The following is a 17236-nucleotide window of genomic DNA, read 5'->3' as shown; positions in this document are numbered from 1 at the left end:
GAAAAGTGTGAGTTGCTCAAATGTAAATTCCGAACTTTCCTCGGAAGTTATTGAAAAGGTAAAAAGAGAATGATTTGAACTTGTTTCTTCTATTATATTAGTAACTTCTTTGAACTCCTTGAACCAATGCAGCGGAAAGTATCCCTTACATTCAGTTAGTTCAATATCTTCATAGAAATGAGCATGAGTATTCTGAGGCAATAGACAATAGTGAGAAGAGCAGGATATTACAATACCCTGCTCTTCTCCAAAACAATTTAGCTTTTTAAATCTTTCCCTGTTCAAGATCTATATTCGTGCGTGGGGCTCAGAAGCGTAATCCTCTTCTTCAAGGATATGGAACCAGTCACAGTCGAAAAATCCAAAATGTGCATTGGGGTTATTAAATCTAGATACATAATAATGATTGGTCCATTAGGAAATAAAAAATATGTATATTCTTTATTTAAGGAACACAACTTATCACTGCCAATATACTTGCCTTTAAGCATTATGTATCCCCGTTTTTTAGCAAGCCTTTCTTCTTGCTATATTCAATAAAATTGTCAATGTATGCGTTTACTTCTTTGGTTTTTGGATTTTCAAGAACCACTTTTTTTAGGGACTTTTTTAAAATTATGTTATCGTCTCCCCAAACTAATTCAATCTCTGCGGTTGATTTCCTTTTTGTGGATAGTTTCCGTACTTCTATTCTGAGACCTGCTTTGATATCAGAAAGGTAATATGATGTTATTTTTATATTAACTTTCCCCTCTCGCACCTGTTTATCAATGAATTCAAATTCTTCTTTCATAAGCGTCCTTCCTTTAACAACCGAAAGTCCTCTGATGAATTAACAAGGCGTTCTTATTATCGGGTTTTAGAGATTTGAGTTCCATAGGCAATTTACACCACAGTTATTATGAACTATGATGTAAACTGCTTTAAACGTTATAACTATCGTTTTTGTAACATAGAGGCGTAATTTTCCGCTTCTAATTTTGTGTCAAATAGTCTCAGAATATTTGAAGCCGTAAGATGATAGTAACTTCCTTTGGATTCGTGATCGACTTTATAAGCTTTTATTTTGCCTCTACCTCACGCATTTAGTACCACTGGGATAATATCTTGCCCATTAACAAAATAACCTGTTCGAACACCAAGCCATTCCCCTGTTGATTTCTCCCATTCTTGACGCCCTTTAATTAATTTGTCGATGCTTGCTTTCTTTGACACTTTATCAATCGCCGCTTGGGTGCACTGGATTTTTTCTCCCCATTTACTAGGATCCTGACAGGATATTTAGTTCCTGGTTTTACTTCATAGATAATGCCTACTTCCGCAGAAGATTTCAATTTTACGGGACGTCCACAAACCACATCTTCATCCTTAATCACAGTTCCTTCTGTCATTGCCCATTGGTATCGAGGGAAATCTTTTTTAGTTGTTTAATAACCGCTTCTTCGCCTAACTTTCTAAGTTCGTCCTGAGTTTGTCCTTCACTTCCATTAATTTCAACCGAAATTGCAGGAAGATGGAATGTTAATGTTTTTTTCATTCTAATCATCCCTTCTTAAAATTTTTTAGTGTTTGGAAAAGCTCCAATAAAAACCTTAGCCTTGGTTGGTGGAAAACATTTCCTTGAGACGAATATACCAAACTTAATAAATATAGTCTAGTTACTTATTAAATAAATATTAAAAATATAAATAAAATCTACATATTTAAAATGATATAAAGTAGACAAATAACCCATTTTTCTCGTAATCTGTATTATAATAAATGTACGATAATAACTTAATAATTCTTTATATAAGAAGTTTTTTATAATAAAATCTAAATAAAATTAATAGGTTTAAATAAAATTGTTAATAAATCTATTTCATCTAGAAGGAGGTAAAATAAAATATGAAATCTAGTGAATTAGTTTATACTGAACAAATTAATAAATTATTAACTCCTGATTTAATAAATAAAGCTCAAACAATTTCTTCTTTGGTAACATACCTTCTAGATGATTCCTTACATAAAAAAATGAGCGATATTATAGATAAAGACGGTGAAGCAAACTTTTCACTCTTTAACGATATCGAAATGATTTATTATTACGCGCACCAAAAAAAGGATTTAAATGAGAAGAAAAACCGAACAGAAAATACAAAGCGGGAATATCTAAGGGATCTTCTTTTGTTCTATCAGCAGCTGCTGGAACAAGCAGAATTACTGGAGATTGAAATTAGAAATGTGCAGGAGTATCGGTTACTGAAAAAATTAACACCACGGAATATGAGGAAATTCCAGGAGTGGTTGAAGGAAGCTCCCCTTGGGAAGGGTGGGAAGCAATATTCTGTAGCAACCTTAAGTCGAAAAACAGTTGTAATTAGAGGTTTCTTAAAGTACCTGTACGAAAATCAATACATTACGGTCCCGCTTCATCAAAAAATGTTAAGCAGCAATGTTCGTTCATATGAACGTCCAAATAAAGAAATGAGTTCTGTGGAGGTAATTAGCATAGTCAATTACTTCAGAACTCATCCCATCCTTTACGGATTGATATCAGTATTGGCCACAACTGGGCTACGTATACAGGAGCTCTGTAATGCAAAAGTTTGCGATCTTGTTTATTTAGATGGAGAATGCTGGCTTACAGTTATGGGAAAGGGTCAAAAGGAGCGGCAGGTATTAATTCATCCAAACGTTTTAAAGGCCATAGAGGGGTTTCGTAAAAGAAGAAGGCTAGATTTTAAACTCGATCCTTCCGATAGCTCCCCTTTGTTTACTACTTCTAAGGGAAAGGCCTATGGATATAAATATCTGTCGAATTATTTAATCACAAAAATAAACAAAGCTGATTTGGACTTTATTAAAATGCGGAAGAATCCTATAACGCCTCATAGCTTCAGACATGGTTTTGCTCTTATTAGTGCTGACCAGGGGGCGGATTTGTTGACCATAAAGGAAAGTCTTGGCCATTCCGACATCAAGACGACCCAGATTTACTTACAAAGAAAAATGCAACGGAAGAATAATGCTGCTCATTCTTGGAAGGACTCTGATATCATTAATAAGATTTAAATAAAAGACCACATAAACAATGTTATGTGGTCTTTATTAATATAGGGCTTATTAAACAAAAGCACCCGTTACTTTAAGTACATTACTTCACAATCTCTTTATATATATTCCGTCTTTACCATATGCATATAGAAACGTCCCTCGCATAAACACTGGTCCAATAATGGGTTTGCCGTTTTCATCAGTTAATTGTAGTTTTTCCTTTGGAGTAATTGTCCTATTTTTTATTCGAAAACGCATTATTGTATTCATATCTACTTGACCAATTAAGCCCGTTTGGTCAAACATAAATTGTTGTATTGTATCGTCACCTTCTATACGAAAGCGAGTAGTCTCCTTCATCTCATTAAGTTGAACAAGAAAAAAATCATCATAGTAATAGAAATATACTTCCTTTGAACTCACAACATTCAAAGCATAACAATCAATAATTCCGTAGCTACCTGCACCCCACAACCTATGACCATTTCTCCTATAAGCAATAAGACCTTCACTACCCATAGGCTGTTCCCATCCAAAATTACCAAATACTCCTTCATCAAAATAACTCACCCAAATTGTATCGGTTTCATCAATTTGTACATGTTCAATGCCATCCCCAAGTGTATAGGCTTCAATTAATTGCCCATTTTTGTTGTAACTTCTGGCATTTCGTTCGATATATGTACCATCTTTTAAACAACGACCTTGTACGATAAGTAAAGTACCATCTGAAAACAAATCCACTTCCGTCGGTATAAGAGGAACATTCTTTAGTTCTACTGTTTCTACACTGTTACCTTTAATAACTTGGATTGTCCAATTATTTTTTGGTACAGGACGTTGAAAAAAATCTAATTCCTGTAAATTACTCTCAATTAGAAGTAATGTACCATCTTTTGTTATTTGACCACTTATAAAATTCAAATTTGATGAATAATCAATACACTTTTGTAATATTAATTTTTCTATTTCCATCACCACCCTTATTAGTTATATATTCATTTTAAATTTGCCATAAAAACTACTTATAAAAAAAGTATTACCTTGTTGCGGTAATGCACCCGTTTGTTTAAGTACAGTTCTTCACAATATAGTTTGTATTTTTTATTTTTCCTTTGTTACAAGTTTAATGTCTTCTATTCTCCACTTTTTCACACTATCATACCTTCCTATCGCCTTAGTCATAACAAATTGATAATTGTTTTTGATATCTTCAACAGTATTATAGGTAAGGTATACTTTATCTTTTTCAATTCTGAATTCCTTAAGATCCAGAACAGCATTTGGTATCCATTCAAATCCTTTGCCATTAAAGCCAAAACCACAAGGGCAGTTCCCTGCTTTGTCTGTTGTAAAGTAACCCTGTCCAGCCTTAAAGGCCATAAATTTAGTTGCTTCCTGAAATGATTGTGAAGCTTTGTAAGACTCAATAGTATCTATTGCCGCAGTAAATTCTTGATATTCAAAGGCAGATCTTAAAGATTCAACTTCTTCTTCCATTTGAGAAAGGTTTTCTTCTAAGTCTTCCTTTTCCTCTCTTACCTCAACGAATAGATTAGACCTATTTTCATTTTCTTTTTCTAACCTTGTAACTTTAGAAGCTAACTTATCCTTTTCCTTTCGGACATCTTCCGCAACATTTGAACTGTTTATACTATCAAAGATAGCTAAAGCTGCAATTATTAATAAAATTACAAAAAAATATGCTTTATACCTTCTTATCATACGAATGGCCTCCGATTACAGCTAAAATAAAACAAAAGATACAAATTTAAATTATAACAAGTTATTGATAAAACAATTCCAATAGTCAGATACTTCAAAACCCAAATCTCCCTTTTACTAACTATACGAATAAAACACTAAGTTGTTTCAATTTTTTACATTATTATGTTTATTATTTTTAAAGCTTGTTTCCTCCCTAAGTATCACTTATCATCAAATAGGTTCAAAAATTACTTTTATAAATTCTTATTCGACAAACCTGCCCCTTTCGTATTATAAGGTCACCAGATATTTCTGGTTGACCATTTTTTATTTGGTCTTATTATATCAGTAGCCAGGGTAGAACGTAACTGCCCGTGGGGCCTTCGACCCCGTCAACTAAACGGTTCGCCCCCTGCTTGTAGAAACATGATTGAGGCTGGTTGGGACATAGATCTCGTATAACAAGCGAAGCTGTGACACTGCATGGAGGAATTAGGGGTACTGGCAAATTACTAGTTTAGGAGGAGGATTTTAAATGAATCCAGTCATTGGTCTGGATGTTTCAAAAGGGGAAAGTCAGGTTCAGGCATTTTTGGATAAAGGCAAACCATATCGTAAGAGCTTTAAAGTTTCTCATACTATTGAAGGTCTTGATTTACTTGTAGAGTTTCTGGAGGTCGTAAAGAGAGAAACAGGTAAGAAACCACCTATCGTCCTAGAAGCAACAGGACATTATCATTCCTCTGTTGTTCAATACTTGGAGGACCGTGGATATTTATTGATCATCATTAATCCACTGATTTCTTATAAGGCGAAAAGTTCAAGTCTTCGGAAAGTAAAGACAGATGCGGTCGATGCTTACCATCTCTGCGAGCTGTTTTATAAAGAGGATCTTGAGCCATATAAAAAGCGTGGAGTTCAACTTTTAAACCTTCGAAATCTTACCAGACAGCACGAGAATATAACGGGGGTATTAATCCAAACAAAGCTACAATTTCAAGCCATTCTGGACCAGGTCTTTCCTGAATATAGAGGGGTTTTTGGTGACTTATATTCGGTAGTATCACTGTTAACTCTTTCAGAGTTTCCCTCATCTGAAGATATATTAGAGGCAAGCGTTGAAACCATAGCTGACAAAATCGCTCAATTATGTAAAAGCCGTTCATACAGATGGGCTAATGAAAAAGCTATTCAACTCAAAGCTGCCGCAGACCGAAATCCGTTTGAAAAGACTTTGTATCAGAGTCATATTTTGAGTCTTGGTATGTATATAAACATTATTCTTCAATACAAAGAGCACCTATCCAAGTTAGAGTCAGAGATAGATGCCCTCGCTAAAGAAGTTGAAGAATATAATATTATCAAATCTATCCCTGGTATCGGTGAAAAGATCGCTGCAACGATCATTTCAGAAATTGGGGAGATAGATCGATTTAATGATCCTAAAAAGCTCGTAGCTTTCGCTGGAGTTGATCCTAGTGTATTCGAATCTGGTAAGTTTACAGCCACCAGAAACCGAATCACGAAAAGAGGATCCAGTAGGCTTCGTCACGCCTTATATATGGCTGTTCGTTGTGCGATTCGTGACTGTCGCAAGAGTAAAACAAGCGATGAAATTATTCCTCGAAATAAGAAATTACGAGAGTTCTATGATAAAAAACGTGAAGAAGGAAAACCTTTTAAGGTAGCTGTAATTGCTTGTGTAAATAAGCTCTTACACTGGATATTTGCCCTTTTAAAAAGCAAAACAACTTTCCAAGATATAGCTTAAAACCAAATTAAACTAAATATCACAAAACCTTCCAACAACAGAATAATGGAAGGTTATTTGGCATGCGCATTTTTAGTATAGCATGAGATATTTTAAGTTTTTATTGAAAAATATTGACAAACTATTAGCTGGTTTTGTTTAATAAGAAAAAGCTGCCTGGTTTTTGGCAGCTAGTATTGAAGAAACGAGATTCAGTTTACCCTAATCCTCAGTTAAGGATATTAGGTTAGAGCTGTTTGTAAAGCTTCACTTATCATTGAATCAAAACTATCAAAAGATTGAATTATGGATCCGGACGGTTTATCAAGTTCAAGGAACCTTGCTTTTTGAAGTTCTAAACAGTACCAGGCAGTATCAGAGTCCCCAAAAAACATGTATTGCTTTTGCCAATCATTTTCATACCAAATCTCATTAGTTTCAACAAACCCCTGAAGATCTTCACCTTCTTGGTCATCAAGTAGATGTTTATCAACACCATAAATGACCAATCCATTAAAGTCCAATCCATTTACAGTTTTCAAAAAGTCTTCAAAAGACTTTGGTAATTCTATATAACCTAATTTCTCCTGAATCTCCAGCTGCAAATTTCTTATTTCTACATCCGTCACCGGATTCCTTAGTGAACTTCCATATTTCTCTTCTATTTTCTTTATTTCAAACAACAATTCTTTCCACTGGGCCATATCAGCTCATCCCTTCTTTATTTAAAAGGTTCCGGTGGGTAAACCTCATCTTCAAACATTGGCCAATTAATCCTCTTACTTTGTGTAGGAGTTAATTCTCTTGTTAGAGAGTTTTGTTCATTGGTAACTGCCTTATGATATGGATCATTTTTAATCAATACCAGGTTAGTGAAATCATTTGTTCCACCATCATCTAAAGGTAAATTGTGATGGACTTGCCATCCCTTTGGATTAAGGCCATCTTTCATTCTGGCAATATCATTTTCATCTAACCCAGCTTTCCGAAGATATTGTACTCTTATCGGATCGTTAGCAAATGTTTTAAGGAAACTTTTCTTAACAGAATTATTAAATGTCCTTCTTAATTGCGCAGTTTCTTCTGGATTTCTTTTTGTATATATTATTTCTTCTACTTTTACGCCTTTTAAGTGGACCTTGTTTCCCTTTAATGTACCAATAAAGTAATTATCTTCTTCAATTTTATCTGTAGGCTTGGCTACATACCCCTCATCTATCATCTTCTTAATCTGTGTCAAGGGGTTATGAAGTACATTGTAAGGAACTGGGCCCTGAGCCACACCTTTCACCATTGCAGGAGTTGGTCCATGCGTCTGAAAAGAAAGTCCCTTCCCTTGGCCTACCGTCTTGGCTATTGTACCGGCTTTACCAATTCCTTTATCCCCGAATACCAATTCCAAGGGAAGTCAGGCCATAGGTAAAGAAGGCTGTCCGGCTTTTGGCATCCCCATTTACAACATCCCGATCCCAGGCACTGGTGATAGCAGACCATATGTATTTCGGCATATCCAGAACCTGACGTACTTTTCCTATGGGGTCATTTAAAATGCGTAAATAAAACTCTTCGTACTTCCTTTGATTTTCTAGCAGCTGGTCACGGTTAAAAAGCAATTCACTACCTAAAAACAGCGGACTGAACGGTCCCATGATCTTTCGTCCCAGCTCATAGGTAGACTTAAGGCCTTCCAAAGAATCTCCTACAGCTTTAGAAGCCCCCTCAATGGCTCCTTCAGCCAAATCTTGAAGGTGACTTTGCTCCCTTTGTGGACTAGGATTCGATATTTCATCATGGAAATCCTCCCAGTTAAGAGCTCTTGGCTGATAATCGGCCAAAGATAAGTTGCCGCTTTGGAGCATGCCAGCCATTTTTTTATGTAGTCTTCCATGTGGTCTAAATTTTTTAAGAGGGGGTCAAGCGCTGCAGTTTGTCGATGGTCAAAGGATTCTAATTTTTCAACTGTTCCCCGGCTTGAGTCCTGGGCATGTATTGATGCTTGGATAAAGCTGTTATCCTCCAGCAGCGGCAGCGGGACAATATCGCTTACGGTTTTTATTACTTCATTTGCTTCTTTAGTTAGTTCAGAGGCGATCTGAAGAGTGTTTCTTAGGCCCAATTGTAGCTCATTCTCAAGGAATTCCTGGCGGATGAATCCTGCAGGAGAAGATTCAAAGTCGTGGATTGTGTTTTCTAGACTGTTTAAATAGGATTGGTAATCTTCAATCCAGGATTCAAAGAATAGTAGAAAAGGCAGGTGGCTTTCCTGGTAGAAGTTTATAATCGACCTGCCGCCATCTCCTTTGAAAGAATCTTCATGAGAGATAAACTCCTTGATGGCCATTTGAACATGTTTAACTTGATTCTTAAGTATATTCAGTTGATTACTTGTCTGTTGGATACCTAAAAGTAAATCTTTCACATCTAATACTTTCAACTTTAATCATCTCCATACTTAAACTGTTCACCTGACAATCACATATTCCACATTTTTCTATTTTTATATTAATTTACTCATTGAACTAGTTGAATAGGGATTTTGATGTGAAAATTTCTTATGTATTGTTCTCTTTTGCAAGCAACGACAAATAACTTATTGAAAATGTATCTAGGCGCTTAATTACTTCTTACAAACTAGGCACTCCCGTATGCTCTCTTCATTTAAGATTTCCTTTAAATCACCGCACCAGTAGTAACTTCCATTCTTTTCTTGATTATTAATAACCTTTTGTTCAAAAAATCTAATATTAATATGAGGACAACTTGCCATATGTAATGTCTTAATTTTAGTTGGTTTATCATCTATAAGGAAATAACCAATTTTATTATTTCTATATTCATTAAATTCATTTATACTGTTAATTTTAATCATTGTTCGCCCCTACTGTTATTTGTGATTACTATATTAACAACGCTGCTTTTATAAAACTAATCTTCTATGTGCTTAACAAACTCTACCTTTTTTTTCAAGTTTGGTTTTGCAATAAAATGAGCATTTTTCCAAGCGAAGGACTGTGTATGAGAATCCGATTTATCCCACCACGCTTCATGTTCATAGGCTGATTTTGGGAGTGTGAACCCTAGAATGTCTTCTACCTCTAAAAAAGTCATTTTGATACTCTTAGTCTTTTGGAACTTTAAAAAATTTTGTAGCGGTTCGTATTTGCTATTTCTGTTACTCATTCTTATCACTCCTTAGGAAAGCTTTATAACTTTTAGCTAGATATCATTATATCTCCTTTTGAATATATTGGAAAGGTTGTAAGTCGAACCTCCCCAATTTGATGTAGATCTGCTAAATGACTTGATTTATAAGCCTTTATTGTTTTACTTTTCCTTTATAACCATATCTAGGGAGGTATATTTTGTCACAACAGTCCAAAAAACAAATTACTGAAAAAGATAAGAATATCCTTAAAGCGTTATGTGAGTTATACAAAGAAAAGCAGTCAGGTGTAGGGCCATCCGAGATTGGACAAAAAGTCGGAAGAGATAAATACGATGCAGCTGCTTACTGTAATTTATCCTTGAAGAAGTTGATTGAGTTTAATTTAGTTGAGAAACTTCCGGAGGGTAAGTATAGACCGGCGGAAAAAGAATAAGTTTAAAGATCAAAGGTCTCCCTTTGATCTTTATAGGTAGCGACTATCAAAATCAGTTTTAAATAAAAAATATTTCAATCCCAATAAACATAATAAATAAAGCTGAACTAGTTAATATACTTAAGACATGCCGTTTAGAATCCTTCATATACTTTCTTTCAAACAATGCACGAACAAGTAAAATTGCTGATAAAATGACGACAGGATAGTGTGGTTTTAAACCATAATCAAATACAAAGCCAATTAAAAATAAAATTATTAATGCAATTGCAGCAATTGTTATTTCAGTTATTTTATGAGTTGTATTAATGTGTAATTTTCCTTCGTTACTTTTAATATGAAGCTTGTTTTTTAAAATAAAGTACATAATTAAGTAGGCTAGAAATACTAACACTGTGTAAACATACATGTTAAAATCTCCCCCAACTGTATTTCTGCCTGTTTCAATAAAAATGCTGTTCATTGGTATCTGAAATTTGTTGAAACTTTAGTCCTTTTCCTTTTTTAGGAGAATAGCGATTATTAAAGACGATTGCATAATCAAGATTACCATTAGTCCTAATATATATGCGCTATCAAGTGAAGCGTCAAAAGTAAATAAGAAAAATAAAATTGCAGATATTACTAATACTATAATAAAGTTAATGACAATTTGTTTCATGTCTTTATCCACTCCCTTCTTTTACAACATCAGGTTTTATTTCCCATTAATATCAAAGAATTCAATTTAATTCAATGAGTATATATACTTAGATATAAAAGGAGATCCGACAAGATACTCGGACCTCCTTTTAAATTAATAGCTCAAAGTTAACGCATAAGAAGCTGTATCAACAGTGCTTGTAGGAGTAATAGCTAAACCTGCAGGATACACAGAAACTGTTGGACTTCCAGAAATTCTTTTATGTCCATATTCAATTTTTATGTTAATTGTTGCGTTTTTAGATGTTGGTACATAAACATACTGGCCCATATAGCCTTTATGCTTTGTATTACTAGTAGAAGCCCTCAAATCGAAATCGCCAGCTACACCTGCACTTGGTTCCCAATCGCTTGGAGAATAATCGATAGCATAGTCGATCCAATTCCCATTCCCTTGTTGATCTTGCGAATATCTGTGTTGATGTTGTGTTACCTTACCGCTGCTAGTAGGTAAGTATAATCCTGAGCTTGATGGGAATCCAAAAGTCATCTTATCTACTAAATTAAAAGATGGGGTTTTTAGCCAGTTGAAATTACCATAGATATAAAACTTATCGTTATTTGCTTTATCACTAGTAACTTTATATACAGTACCTGCTAATTTCATTGTTGAGGAAGAGATAGAACCCATTGTTGAAATTTGGCCAGGCTTAGTATTGACACCTTCTATAAACTCTACTATTTCTGAACCCTTATCAGTTATTACTGCTTTCTCTTTCACTAGCTGTTTTGCTACTTCTACTGGCAAACTTTCAATTTCTTCTGCAGTATGTCCAGCATCAAGTAAATAACTTTTCTCCTCTTCCGTTAAAGAAGTTGAATTACCTTCTTCAGCAAAAGCTACCCCTCCTATACCAATTAACAATAAGAACAGAATACTACTAAACAATTTCTTCATTTGCCAACCTCCATTTGATAGAATAATTACTAAAATTACCATCTTTAGTATACATGGGAATATAATTTAAAAAATGGAAATTATCTGATTTTCTACTTCTTGAACTACTTTCGTGATTTTGAATAAATATTTATGGAAAAAACCGCATGCAGTTCATCTTTTTTCTTAATTACAGTGTCGGTATAATAAAAACCCTGACCACATGTCAGGGTTAAAACATAAAATATATTTGGAATTAGGGTCAGTATCTAAGCATTTATTATATTGACTTCTTTAACCCGCAATTTGAACATTCTCTAATAAATTTACCTTCACCCACTGAACTCTTGAAGTGAGCACTATTGCAGTTGTCGCATCGACCGCTATTCTTATCTGGCATTTCTTTATAGTCATAAATCTTGTCGAAATCAAAGTCTATAAAAACATCAGATGTTTTTTCCATGGTTGCCCCCTGTATATATGCCTCTAGATTTAATGCCATTAGACAATAACTCCAATTATACTTAAAAATTTGAAGAATTTCTTCACTTTTATTATTGGGGAGTCAATAGATGTTTTGAACCAAATGTGAATGTTAGAACACTAATTAGCATTAACCAAATAAAATATCACCATTAATGTAAACAAGGTCATTATTAGTATGTTTCCTATCTTTTCTATACTTGTTTGCTTAGAGGAAATATAGTCGATTAGACTCGAATTGATAATAATATCAGTGTTTTTACTTAGAGCCACTTTGAAAAAATCCTTAGATTCTTCGTTGTAAAGAGGTAGGAAGGAATACAGAATTGATTACCATTAGTCAAGATTACATCAATCCAAAATTTTCTTAAATTATTGTTACCATAGTGCTTGTCTACCCTTAAGAATATTTTATTTATTTCCTGGTACTGAACACGTCTTCGCGAAAAATCTTTGTAAATAAAATGTTCATCTTTAACAATGATTTTGTGTTGTAGCATCAAATATAATATACCAGCAAAAATTGCTCCCATAGTCAGCCCTATAATAAGGTGTAGTGTAAGTAATTTATAAAATAATAAGGCGAAAACAACGATTAACCAGCTTGTAAACAAAGGCTCTCTTCTTATTACCATTGGATAATTCATAATTTCATCTACCTCTATAAGCTATTTAGTTCTTTCCTAAGAATTCTATGTATTGATTTGATTTTATTACAAGTTCTGACGTATTTTTCCTCTTATACTCATTCTTTTTTAATCGGGAACCGTAAGCTAAAACTTTTCTTCCTATAAGTTGTTCATCTTTATAAGTGAAGTGTTTAAAGTATTTTGAGAATATCACCAAACTAAAAACCACCCCATTAATTGGCTCGAAGTTAATATAATACACTGACTCTCTTCTTACAACATTCTGGATAACCCCGTATACAAAATAACTAAGGTTAGGGTCTGCTCGGTCGGACCATGCTAATTCATGTGCTTTATCATGGCTTATTACAATCTGGGAAAGAGGAATTTTTCGCCCATTAATGCTAACCAATATTGTTGCCAGAGTATCTGGTTCATATGAAGTAATGAGTTTAACTATAGCCTTTAAAGTACCAATACTGTTAGGCGTCTTGCTTTCCTGCTTCACTTTTACCTCATTTGGATCTTTCGCCTTTTTTCACTCTCCTCTTTTTCAACTGTTCTTGCAACATAATCAGGATCTAATTTTTTTAAATTTTGCCGAATTAGGGTTTCTTTTATGCCTTTCTCCATTAAGTCAGATTGATATTCTTCTACCTTTTTTATACTTTCCTCAAAAGTTAATATTCTATAAAATCCGCATTTTTCATTGTGTTTTGAATGATCATTCTTGCCGGTTGTTTTAAAGTAAGGCACAGATGAATCTGTTCCAGGAACAAAAATTAGGTCGGTATGACAACTTTTATCAATGCATCTAATTCGTTGGCCATTCTTATCTGGATTGTACTCAGCTGCGGTAATAATTTGGCCATTGTGAAGCAGGGCTGAATTCATTTTTATTCCTCCTATTCTCTTTATTGCGGAAATTTAAATATAAGTTTGTTTTTATCCTCATCCCAAGCTAAAAAGGCTTCGAACATTTTATCTGGTTTCTTCTGACTTTTAAATCCCTTTATTAAAGAGGTTTGACCAGTAGTAAACAATTTCTTTATGTTCTCCTTACTGATCTGTTTTCCCGCGACAACCTTGCTTATTCTGAAATCACAGTTTGTCTTTTTAAAGTTGCTACAACTGTAAAACGTTTCACGCTCTAAAACTGGTGCACCGCACTTTTTACATAGACCTACTTCTTCAGCTTTTCGAATAACTTTGGCATATTCAACAAAATTCCAAGAAGCGGCATCCTTAATAAGTTTTTCAACTATTTCTTTCGTTATGTCTTCCGTTCTCTTAACGAAGGAGGAAACAGAACCTTCTCCTTTTTGGATTTGTTTTAGATAACGTTCCATCCTACCGCTGGTTAATACAGAAGTTAGATAGTTGTTTCCCCTAATGCTTCAATTAAGACACGGCCCTCGGGCAGCATATAAACTAGGTTTTTGCTTGCATTTACATACCGCTTGGTGATAATAGATACGATGCCGCTCCTGGTTGCTTCCGTTCCCAGCTGCAACTCAGAGTTCTTAAAATCTTCTTTATCAGCGCAATATGGGGCAGGGTTACACATAATTTTGATCAAGTCTCCTAGTGAAAAACGAGAAGGGGGATTTGTTGATCCAGCTTTAATTTGACCTGAAAGCATTGTTCCGACTTCCCCTTCTTTTATATCTGGCAATTGAATCTCTTCCTCCGCCGAATTTGTGGAAAGCCCCTTATATATCTTTTTCCACCCCTCTTCTTTAACTAGAGTATCACTGCTTCTAAAACCAAACTTTTCTGCAACCGTAATAATGATTCCAGTAGTATCGTATATGTAGTCTTGATAGTGTGCGGCAATAATGGATTTAGCAATTAGGTCATATATTTGTTGTTCCCCTTTTGGCAAAGTAAGCGGGTTTACCTTTTCTTCCGTCAATATGATTGCATAATGATCACTTACTTTATCAGAATACACATATCTTTTATCTTGAGAAATATCTCGAGTTGCCCCCTTTATTAAATCTTGGTAGGACTCCAGCTCTCCCAAATTTTTTATTATGACTGGCATCCAAGATGCTTCCCCAGGAGTTAAGTGCTGACTGTCGGAACGTGGATATGTAATCAGGGATTTATCATATAATGCTTGAGCAAAACCTAAAACATTAGCGGGAGTCATTCCATATAAACGATTAGCATGCATTTGAAGGGAAGATAAGTTGTAGAACATAGGAGGTCGATTCTTTTTTCTTCTTTTTTAATGGTATTTACAATAGCTGGTTGACTTTGACAATACTTAGAAAAGGCTTCAAGCATATCTTCATCCATGTCAAAGATGTGCTCTGATTCATTACTAAACCATTTGGCATTTAATTTGGCCTCTCCAAATTGAAATTCACCGATTAGGTCGAAATATGGTTTACTAATAAAGTTCTCAATTTCCTTTTCACGCTGATAAATAATACTCATTAAGGCGGTCTGTACTCGTCCCGCACTAAATGTTTTTTCAATTCCTTTTTGATTAAGCAGACAAGTTAAGGCTCGGCTAGAAGACATGCCCACTAACCAATCGGCTCTTTGTCGGGCTAATCCCGCATAATAATAATGCTGATAATGCCTATTGTCCTTCATGCTACGAAATGCTTCAACCACACTATCTTTGGTCAGGCTACTAGTCCACAATCTTTTTACTGGCTTTCTATTATTCAAATAGTAGAAAATCTCATCTAATAATAAACATCCCTCAATTCCAGGATCAGCAGCATGTATGATAACTGAAATGTCGGAGTCCTTTAAAAACTTCTTAAAATTATTGAAAATGCTTCTTTTACTTTCAATTACCTTTAACTTGTACTCTTTTGGAATAATAGGCAAGTTATCTAAACTCCATTCCTGGTACTCTTTTGAGTAGTCTTCAGGGCGATAAAGTTCTAGAATATGTCCAACAGCCCAAATAACCACTGCACCTTCGGGGAACATGACACAAGGTGCAATGGCTATATGTGTTTTCATATTTTTATTAGGAAATGGAGCAGCAAGCGCTTTTGCTTGACTGGGCTTTTCAGCGCAAATGAGTGCTTTCCCCATCAGACCCTTCCTCCCTTCCTAAAAAGAAATTGATTATTACTCCTTTTTGGCCTGGAAATAAGAGATTCTTTGTTATCTGTTTCTTCTTCAGCCGGTTTTTTTAGGTCTCCATATTCCTCTCTTATAATTTTCTTTTGATACTGAAGCTGATCCAATTTTCTCTCCCCTAATATATGAAGAATAAGCTGTATTTTATTAAGCTATCTTTGAAAATGATTCATGGTTATCATTAAATTCTGTTCCAGGCATAATGTCTTGAATGCCACATCCGCTTATGATTAAAGCTCCTAATAAAACCCCTAAAACTATGTAAGCCTTTTTCCCACCTTTATCAGACATTAGCAAATCCTCCGGTTAATCATTTATTCAACAAATGCCTTTAAGTTTTTCTGCAGCTATATTTAACAAGCAATTCTTGATATTGATTGATTGAACATCACAACAGGCGCGAACCAGCTCATCAGGATCTTCAAGATTCCGCAAAGTTTCAATCAACAATAATTCTCCTTGAGTTAGCTCTTTAACATTTACTAAAATCATACTAGTCATGTCTCCTCTTAAGCTGCGGTGTTTAAGTGTTCTACACACCTTTGAATAGCGCCAGAAGCACCAAACCCATTATGATAAAGCACATCTTTACCAAGATCTTTACAAACTTCTTTTACAATATCCATACTTACGTGTCCAACAGCACCTAGTAATACGACTACACAATCTGCCTTCTTTACTAGCGTTTTGAACTCCTTTTTGTTACCTCCGTTTCTTGTTTTACCACTATGGAACATAATGTTTACGTTATTTTTTTGTCCTATTCGCTTGTACGTAGCCTCTTGAGATCCTCCGAAAATTGCGACAGTTTTTTTCATAAAAAACCCCTCATCTCTAGTGTTTGAATTACAAATAAATATAACATATATTACACTAAAAACAAGTGTTTTCTCATATATTTTTCCAATTTAATTAGGCGTTTATTAACTTCTTCAAAAATATATCACCAAAGTCTGGATGCACATAGCTTTCTTTATAATCCAGTAAATCTTCCATGACTTTCAGCATTTCTGAAGTACGCATATTCTTAACAAGAAACGCGTTAAAAAGGTTTAACTCTAATTCAGTTATTTCTGAAGCATCTAAGGTAACTAAAATTAATTTGGAACCCATATTCCTCATTTTGATAAGAAACTCAACTGTCTTTGGATTAATTACTTTCTCGAGAATAATTAGTTTAGGAACACAACCATTTTCATAAAGTTGTAATTTACTAGTCTCCGTTTTAATAACTTTGAACAAATGTCCAAATTTCAGATCAATTAGCTTAACCAACCCATCCTGAAACGGTGACTTTTCATGTATCACCATAATGGTATCTCTGTTCACTATCTCCCCTCCT

At 34.6% G+C, this 17236-nt stretch carries 23 protein-coding genes and 1 pseudogene; 3 read left to right on the top strand and 21 right to left on the bottom strand.

All coding sequences use genetic code 11. From position 1 onward, the window contains the following. Positions 1–490: 490 nt before the first annotated feature. Positions 491–793: a hypothetical protein gene (locus M5V91_RS28900; RefSeq protein WP_284522394.1), complete on the bottom strand. Its 303-nt coding sequence runs from the start codon at positions 791–793 to the stop codon at positions 491–493. A 594-nt stretch (positions 794–1387) separates the two neighbouring features. Then, positions 1388–1537, bottom strand: coding sequence for a hypothetical protein (locus M5V91_RS28895; RefSeq protein ID WP_284522393.1), 150 nt, complete (start codon positions 1535–1537; stop codon positions 1388–1390). Positions 1538–1887: 350 nt separating this feature from the next. Here M5V91_RS28895 and M5V91_RS28890 point away from each other — a divergent pair, with 350 nt between their 5' ends. Next, on the top strand, positions 1888–3054 hold the full coding sequence (locus tag M5V91_RS28890) for a tyrosine-type recombinase/integrase (protein WP_284522392.1): 1167 nt from the start codon (positions 1888–1890) through the stop codon (positions 3052–3054). 87 nt (positions 3055–3141) lie between these two features. Here the strand turns inward: M5V91_RS28890 and M5V91_RS28885 are convergent, their stop codons facing one another. Together M5V91_RS28885 and M5V91_RS28880 are read right to left on the bottom strand one after the other, a co-directional pair. Continuing rightward, positions 3142–4011 (bottom strand): YxiH-YxzG fusion protein, encoded by an 870-nt coding sequence (locus M5V91_RS28885; RefSeq protein WP_284522391.1) that lies wholly within the window; start codon positions 4009–4011, stop codon positions 3142–3144. A 129-nt stretch (positions 4012–4140) separates the two neighbouring features. Then, a complete protein-coding gene (locus M5V91_RS28880; RefSeq protein WP_284522390.1) occupies positions 4141–4761 on the bottom strand; it encodes a hypothetical protein in 621 nt (206 codons plus the stop codon). A 517-nt stretch (positions 4762–5278) separates the two neighbouring features. Here M5V91_RS28880 and M5V91_RS28875 point away from each other — a divergent pair. Then, the gene (locus M5V91_RS28875) at positions 5279–6514 is read left to right on the top strand and encodes an IS110 family RNA-guided transposase (protein WP_072502019.1); all 1236 of its coding nucleotides are present in this window, start codon (positions 5279–5281) and stop codon (positions 6512–6514) included. A 221-nt stretch (positions 6515–6735) separates the two neighbouring features. Here the strand turns inward: M5V91_RS28875 and M5V91_RS28870 are convergent, their stop codons facing one another. The 6 genes from M5V91_RS28870 to M5V91_RS28845 form a co-directional block, all read right to left on the bottom strand. Continuing rightward, complete coding sequence (locus M5V91_RS28870; RefSeq protein WP_284522389.1) at positions 6736–7197, bottom strand: YrhA family protein; 462 nt, start codon at positions 7195–7197, stop codon at positions 6736–6738. 17 nt (positions 7198–7214) lie between these two features. Next, positions 7215–7895, bottom strand: coding sequence for an HNH endonuclease signature motif containing protein (locus M5V91_RS28865; RefSeq protein WP_284522388.1), 681 nt, complete (start codon positions 7893–7895; stop codon positions 7215–7217). Then, positions 7873–8184, bottom strand: coding sequence for a hypothetical protein (locus M5V91_RS28860; RefSeq protein WP_284522387.1), 312 nt, complete (start codon positions 8182–8184; stop codon positions 7873–7875). The genes M5V91_RS28865 and M5V91_RS28860 overlap by 23 nt, the downstream gene beginning before the upstream one ends. A gap of 8 nt (positions 8185–8192) precedes the next feature. Continuing rightward, the gene (locus tag M5V91_RS28855) at positions 8193–8927 is read right to left on the bottom strand and encodes an LXG domain-containing protein (RefSeq protein WP_284522386.1); all 735 of its coding nucleotides are present in this window, start codon (positions 8925–8927) and stop codon (positions 8193–8195) included. A 183-nt stretch (positions 8928–9110) separates the two neighbouring features. After that, complete coding sequence (locus M5V91_RS28850) at positions 9111–9362, bottom strand: hypothetical protein (RefSeq protein ID WP_284522385.1); 252 nt, start codon at positions 9360–9362, stop codon at positions 9111–9113. Positions 9363–9418: 56 nt separating this feature from the next. Continuing rightward, a complete protein-coding gene (locus M5V91_RS28845; RefSeq protein WP_284522384.1) occupies positions 9419–9673 on the bottom strand; it encodes a DUF7662 domain-containing protein in 255 nt (84 codons plus the stop codon). A 182-nt stretch (positions 9674–9855) separates the two neighbouring features. Here M5V91_RS28845 and M5V91_RS28840 point away from each other — a divergent pair, with 182 nt between their 5' ends. Continuing rightward, positions 9856–10092 carry a helix-turn-helix domain-containing protein gene (locus M5V91_RS28840; RefSeq protein ID WP_284522383.1) on the top strand — a complete coding sequence of 79 codons (237 nt, stop codon included), beginning with the start codon at positions 9856–9858 and terminating at the stop codon, positions 10090–10092. 58 nt (positions 10093–10150) lie between these two features. Here the strand turns inward: M5V91_RS28840 and M5V91_RS28835 are convergent, their stop codons facing one another. The 11 genes and pseudogenes from M5V91_RS28835 to M5V91_RS28785 form a co-directional block, all read right to left on the bottom strand. Beyond that, the gene (locus M5V91_RS28835; protein WP_284522382.1) at positions 10151–10501 is read right to left on the bottom strand and encodes a DUF4181 domain-containing protein; all 351 of its coding nucleotides are present in this window, start codon (positions 10499–10501) and stop codon (positions 10151–10153) included. 387 nt (positions 10502–10888) lie between these two features. Next, entirely contained in the window at positions 10889–11692 is an 804-nt protein-coding gene (locus tag M5V91_RS28830; protein WP_284522381.1) for a hypothetical protein, read from the bottom strand. 259 nt (positions 11693–11951) lie between these two features. Further along, complete coding sequence (locus M5V91_RS28825; protein ID WP_284522420.1) at positions 11952–12134, bottom strand: DUF8096 family protein; 183 nt, start codon at positions 12132–12134, stop codon at positions 11952–11954. 692 nt (positions 12135–12826) lie between these two features. Then, positions 12827–13291 carry a hypothetical protein gene (locus M5V91_RS28820; protein ID WP_284522380.1) on the bottom strand — a complete coding sequence of 155 codons (465 nt, stop codon included), beginning with the start codon at positions 13289–13291 and terminating at the stop codon, positions 12827–12829. A 2-nt stretch (positions 13292–13293) separates the two neighbouring features. Beyond that, positions 13294–13677, bottom strand: a complete 384-nt coding sequence (locus tag M5V91_RS28815; protein WP_284522379.1) for a DUF7828 domain-containing protein — start codon at positions 13675–13677, stop codon at positions 13294–13296. A 20-nt stretch (positions 13678–13697) separates the two neighbouring features. Further along, positions 13698–14132, bottom strand: a complete 435-nt coding sequence (locus M5V91_RS28810) for a topoisomerase C-terminal repeat-containing protein (protein WP_284522378.1) — start codon at positions 14130–14132, stop codon at positions 13698–13700. A gap of 23 nt (positions 14133–14155) precedes the next feature. Then, positions 14156–15846, bottom strand: a pseudogene (locus M5V91_RS28805) (DNA topoisomerase). Between the two features lie 195 nt (positions 15847–16041). Further along, positions 16042–16185 (bottom strand): hypothetical protein, encoded by a 144-nt coding sequence (locus M5V91_RS28800; protein ID WP_284522377.1) that lies wholly within the window; start codon positions 16183–16185, stop codon positions 16042–16044. A 27-nt stretch (positions 16186–16212) separates the two neighbouring features. Continuing rightward, the gene (locus M5V91_RS28795) at positions 16213–16386 is read right to left on the bottom strand and encodes a hypothetical protein (protein ID WP_251174760.1); all 174 of its coding nucleotides are present in this window, start codon (positions 16384–16386) and stop codon (positions 16213–16215) included. Between the two features lie 17 nt (positions 16387–16403). Then, positions 16404–16712, bottom strand: coding sequence for a DUF2325 domain-containing protein (locus tag M5V91_RS28790; protein WP_284522376.1), 309 nt, complete (start codon positions 16710–16712; stop codon positions 16404–16406). A gap of 94 nt (positions 16713–16806) precedes the next feature. Continuing rightward, complete coding sequence (locus M5V91_RS28785; protein WP_009336446.1) at positions 16807–17223, bottom strand: hypothetical protein; 417 nt, start codon at positions 17221–17223, stop codon at positions 16807–16809. Between the last annotated feature and the right edge of the window lie 13 nt (positions 17224–17236).

Source organism: Cytobacillus pseudoceanisediminis (assembly GCF_023516215.1).
GTDB lineage: Bacteria > Bacillota > Bacilli > Bacillales > Cytobacillaceae > Cytobacillus > Cytobacillus pseudoceanisediminis.
The sequence above is the reverse complement of the archived record's forward strand: the minus strand, read 5'-3'. Positions and strand labels throughout refer to the sequence as shown.

Coding starts and splice junctions, on each gene's coding strand:
- M5V91_RS28900 (WP_284522394.1), bottom strand. CDS start 793: ATGAAAGAAGAATTTGAATTCATTGATAAACAGGTGCGAGAGGGGAAA.
- M5V91_RS28795 (WP_251174760.1), bottom strand. CDS start 16,386: ATGATTTTAGTAAATGTTAAAGAGCTAACTCAAGGAGAATTATTGTTG.
- M5V91_RS28845 (WP_284522384.1), bottom strand. CDS start 9,673: ATGAGTAACAGAAATAGCAAATACGAACCGCTACAAAATTTTTTAAAG.
- M5V91_RS28810 (WP_284522378.1), bottom strand. CDS start 14,132: ATGGAACGTTATCTAAAACAAATCCAAAAAGGAGAAGGTTCTGTTTCC.
- M5V91_RS28790 (WP_284522376.1), bottom strand. CDS start 16,712: ATGAAAAAAACTGTCGCAATTTTCGGAGGATCTCAAGAGGCTACGTAC.
- M5V91_RS28830 (WP_284522381.1), bottom strand. CDS start 11,692: ATGAAGAAATTGTTTAGTAGTATTCTGTTCTTATTGTTAATTGGTATA.
- M5V91_RS28870 (WP_284522389.1), bottom strand. CDS start 7,197: ATGGCCCAGTGGAAAGAATTGTTGTTTGAAATAAAGAAAATAGAAGAG.
- M5V91_RS28815 (WP_284522379.1), bottom strand. CDS start 13,677: ATGAATTCAGCCCTGCTTCACAATGGCCAAATTATTACCGCAGCTGAG.
- M5V91_RS28885 (WP_284522391.1), bottom strand. CDS start 4,011: ATGGAAATAGAAAAATTAATATTACAAAAGTGTATTGATTATTCATCA.
- M5V91_RS28895 (WP_284522393.1), bottom strand. CDS start 1,537: ATGAAAAAAACATTAACATTCCATCTTCCTGCAATTTCGGTTGAAATT.
- M5V91_RS28825 (WP_284522420.1), bottom strand. CDS start 12,134: ATGGAAAAAACATCTGATGTTTTTATAGACTTTGATTTCGACAAGATT.
- M5V91_RS28880 (WP_284522390.1), bottom strand. CDS start 4,761: ATGATAAGAAGGTATAAAGCATATTTTTTTGTAATTTTATTAATAATT.
- M5V91_RS28875 (WP_072502019.1), top strand. CDS start 5,279: ATGAATCCAGTCATTGGTCTGGATGTTTCAAAAGGGGAAAGTCAGGTT.
- M5V91_RS28850 (WP_284522385.1), bottom strand. CDS start 9,362: ATGATTAAAATTAACAGTATAAATGAATTTAATGAATATAGAAATAAT.
- M5V91_RS28890 (WP_284522392.1), top strand. CDS start 1,888: ATGAAATCTAGTGAATTAGTTTATACTGAACAAATTAATAAATTATTA.
- M5V91_RS28835 (WP_284522382.1), bottom strand. CDS start 10,501: ATGTATGTTTACACAGTGTTAGTATTTCTAGCCTACTTAATTATGTAC.
- M5V91_RS28800 (WP_284522377.1), bottom strand. CDS start 16,185: ATGTCTGATAAAGGTGGGAAAAAGGCTTACATAGTTTTAGGGGTTTTA.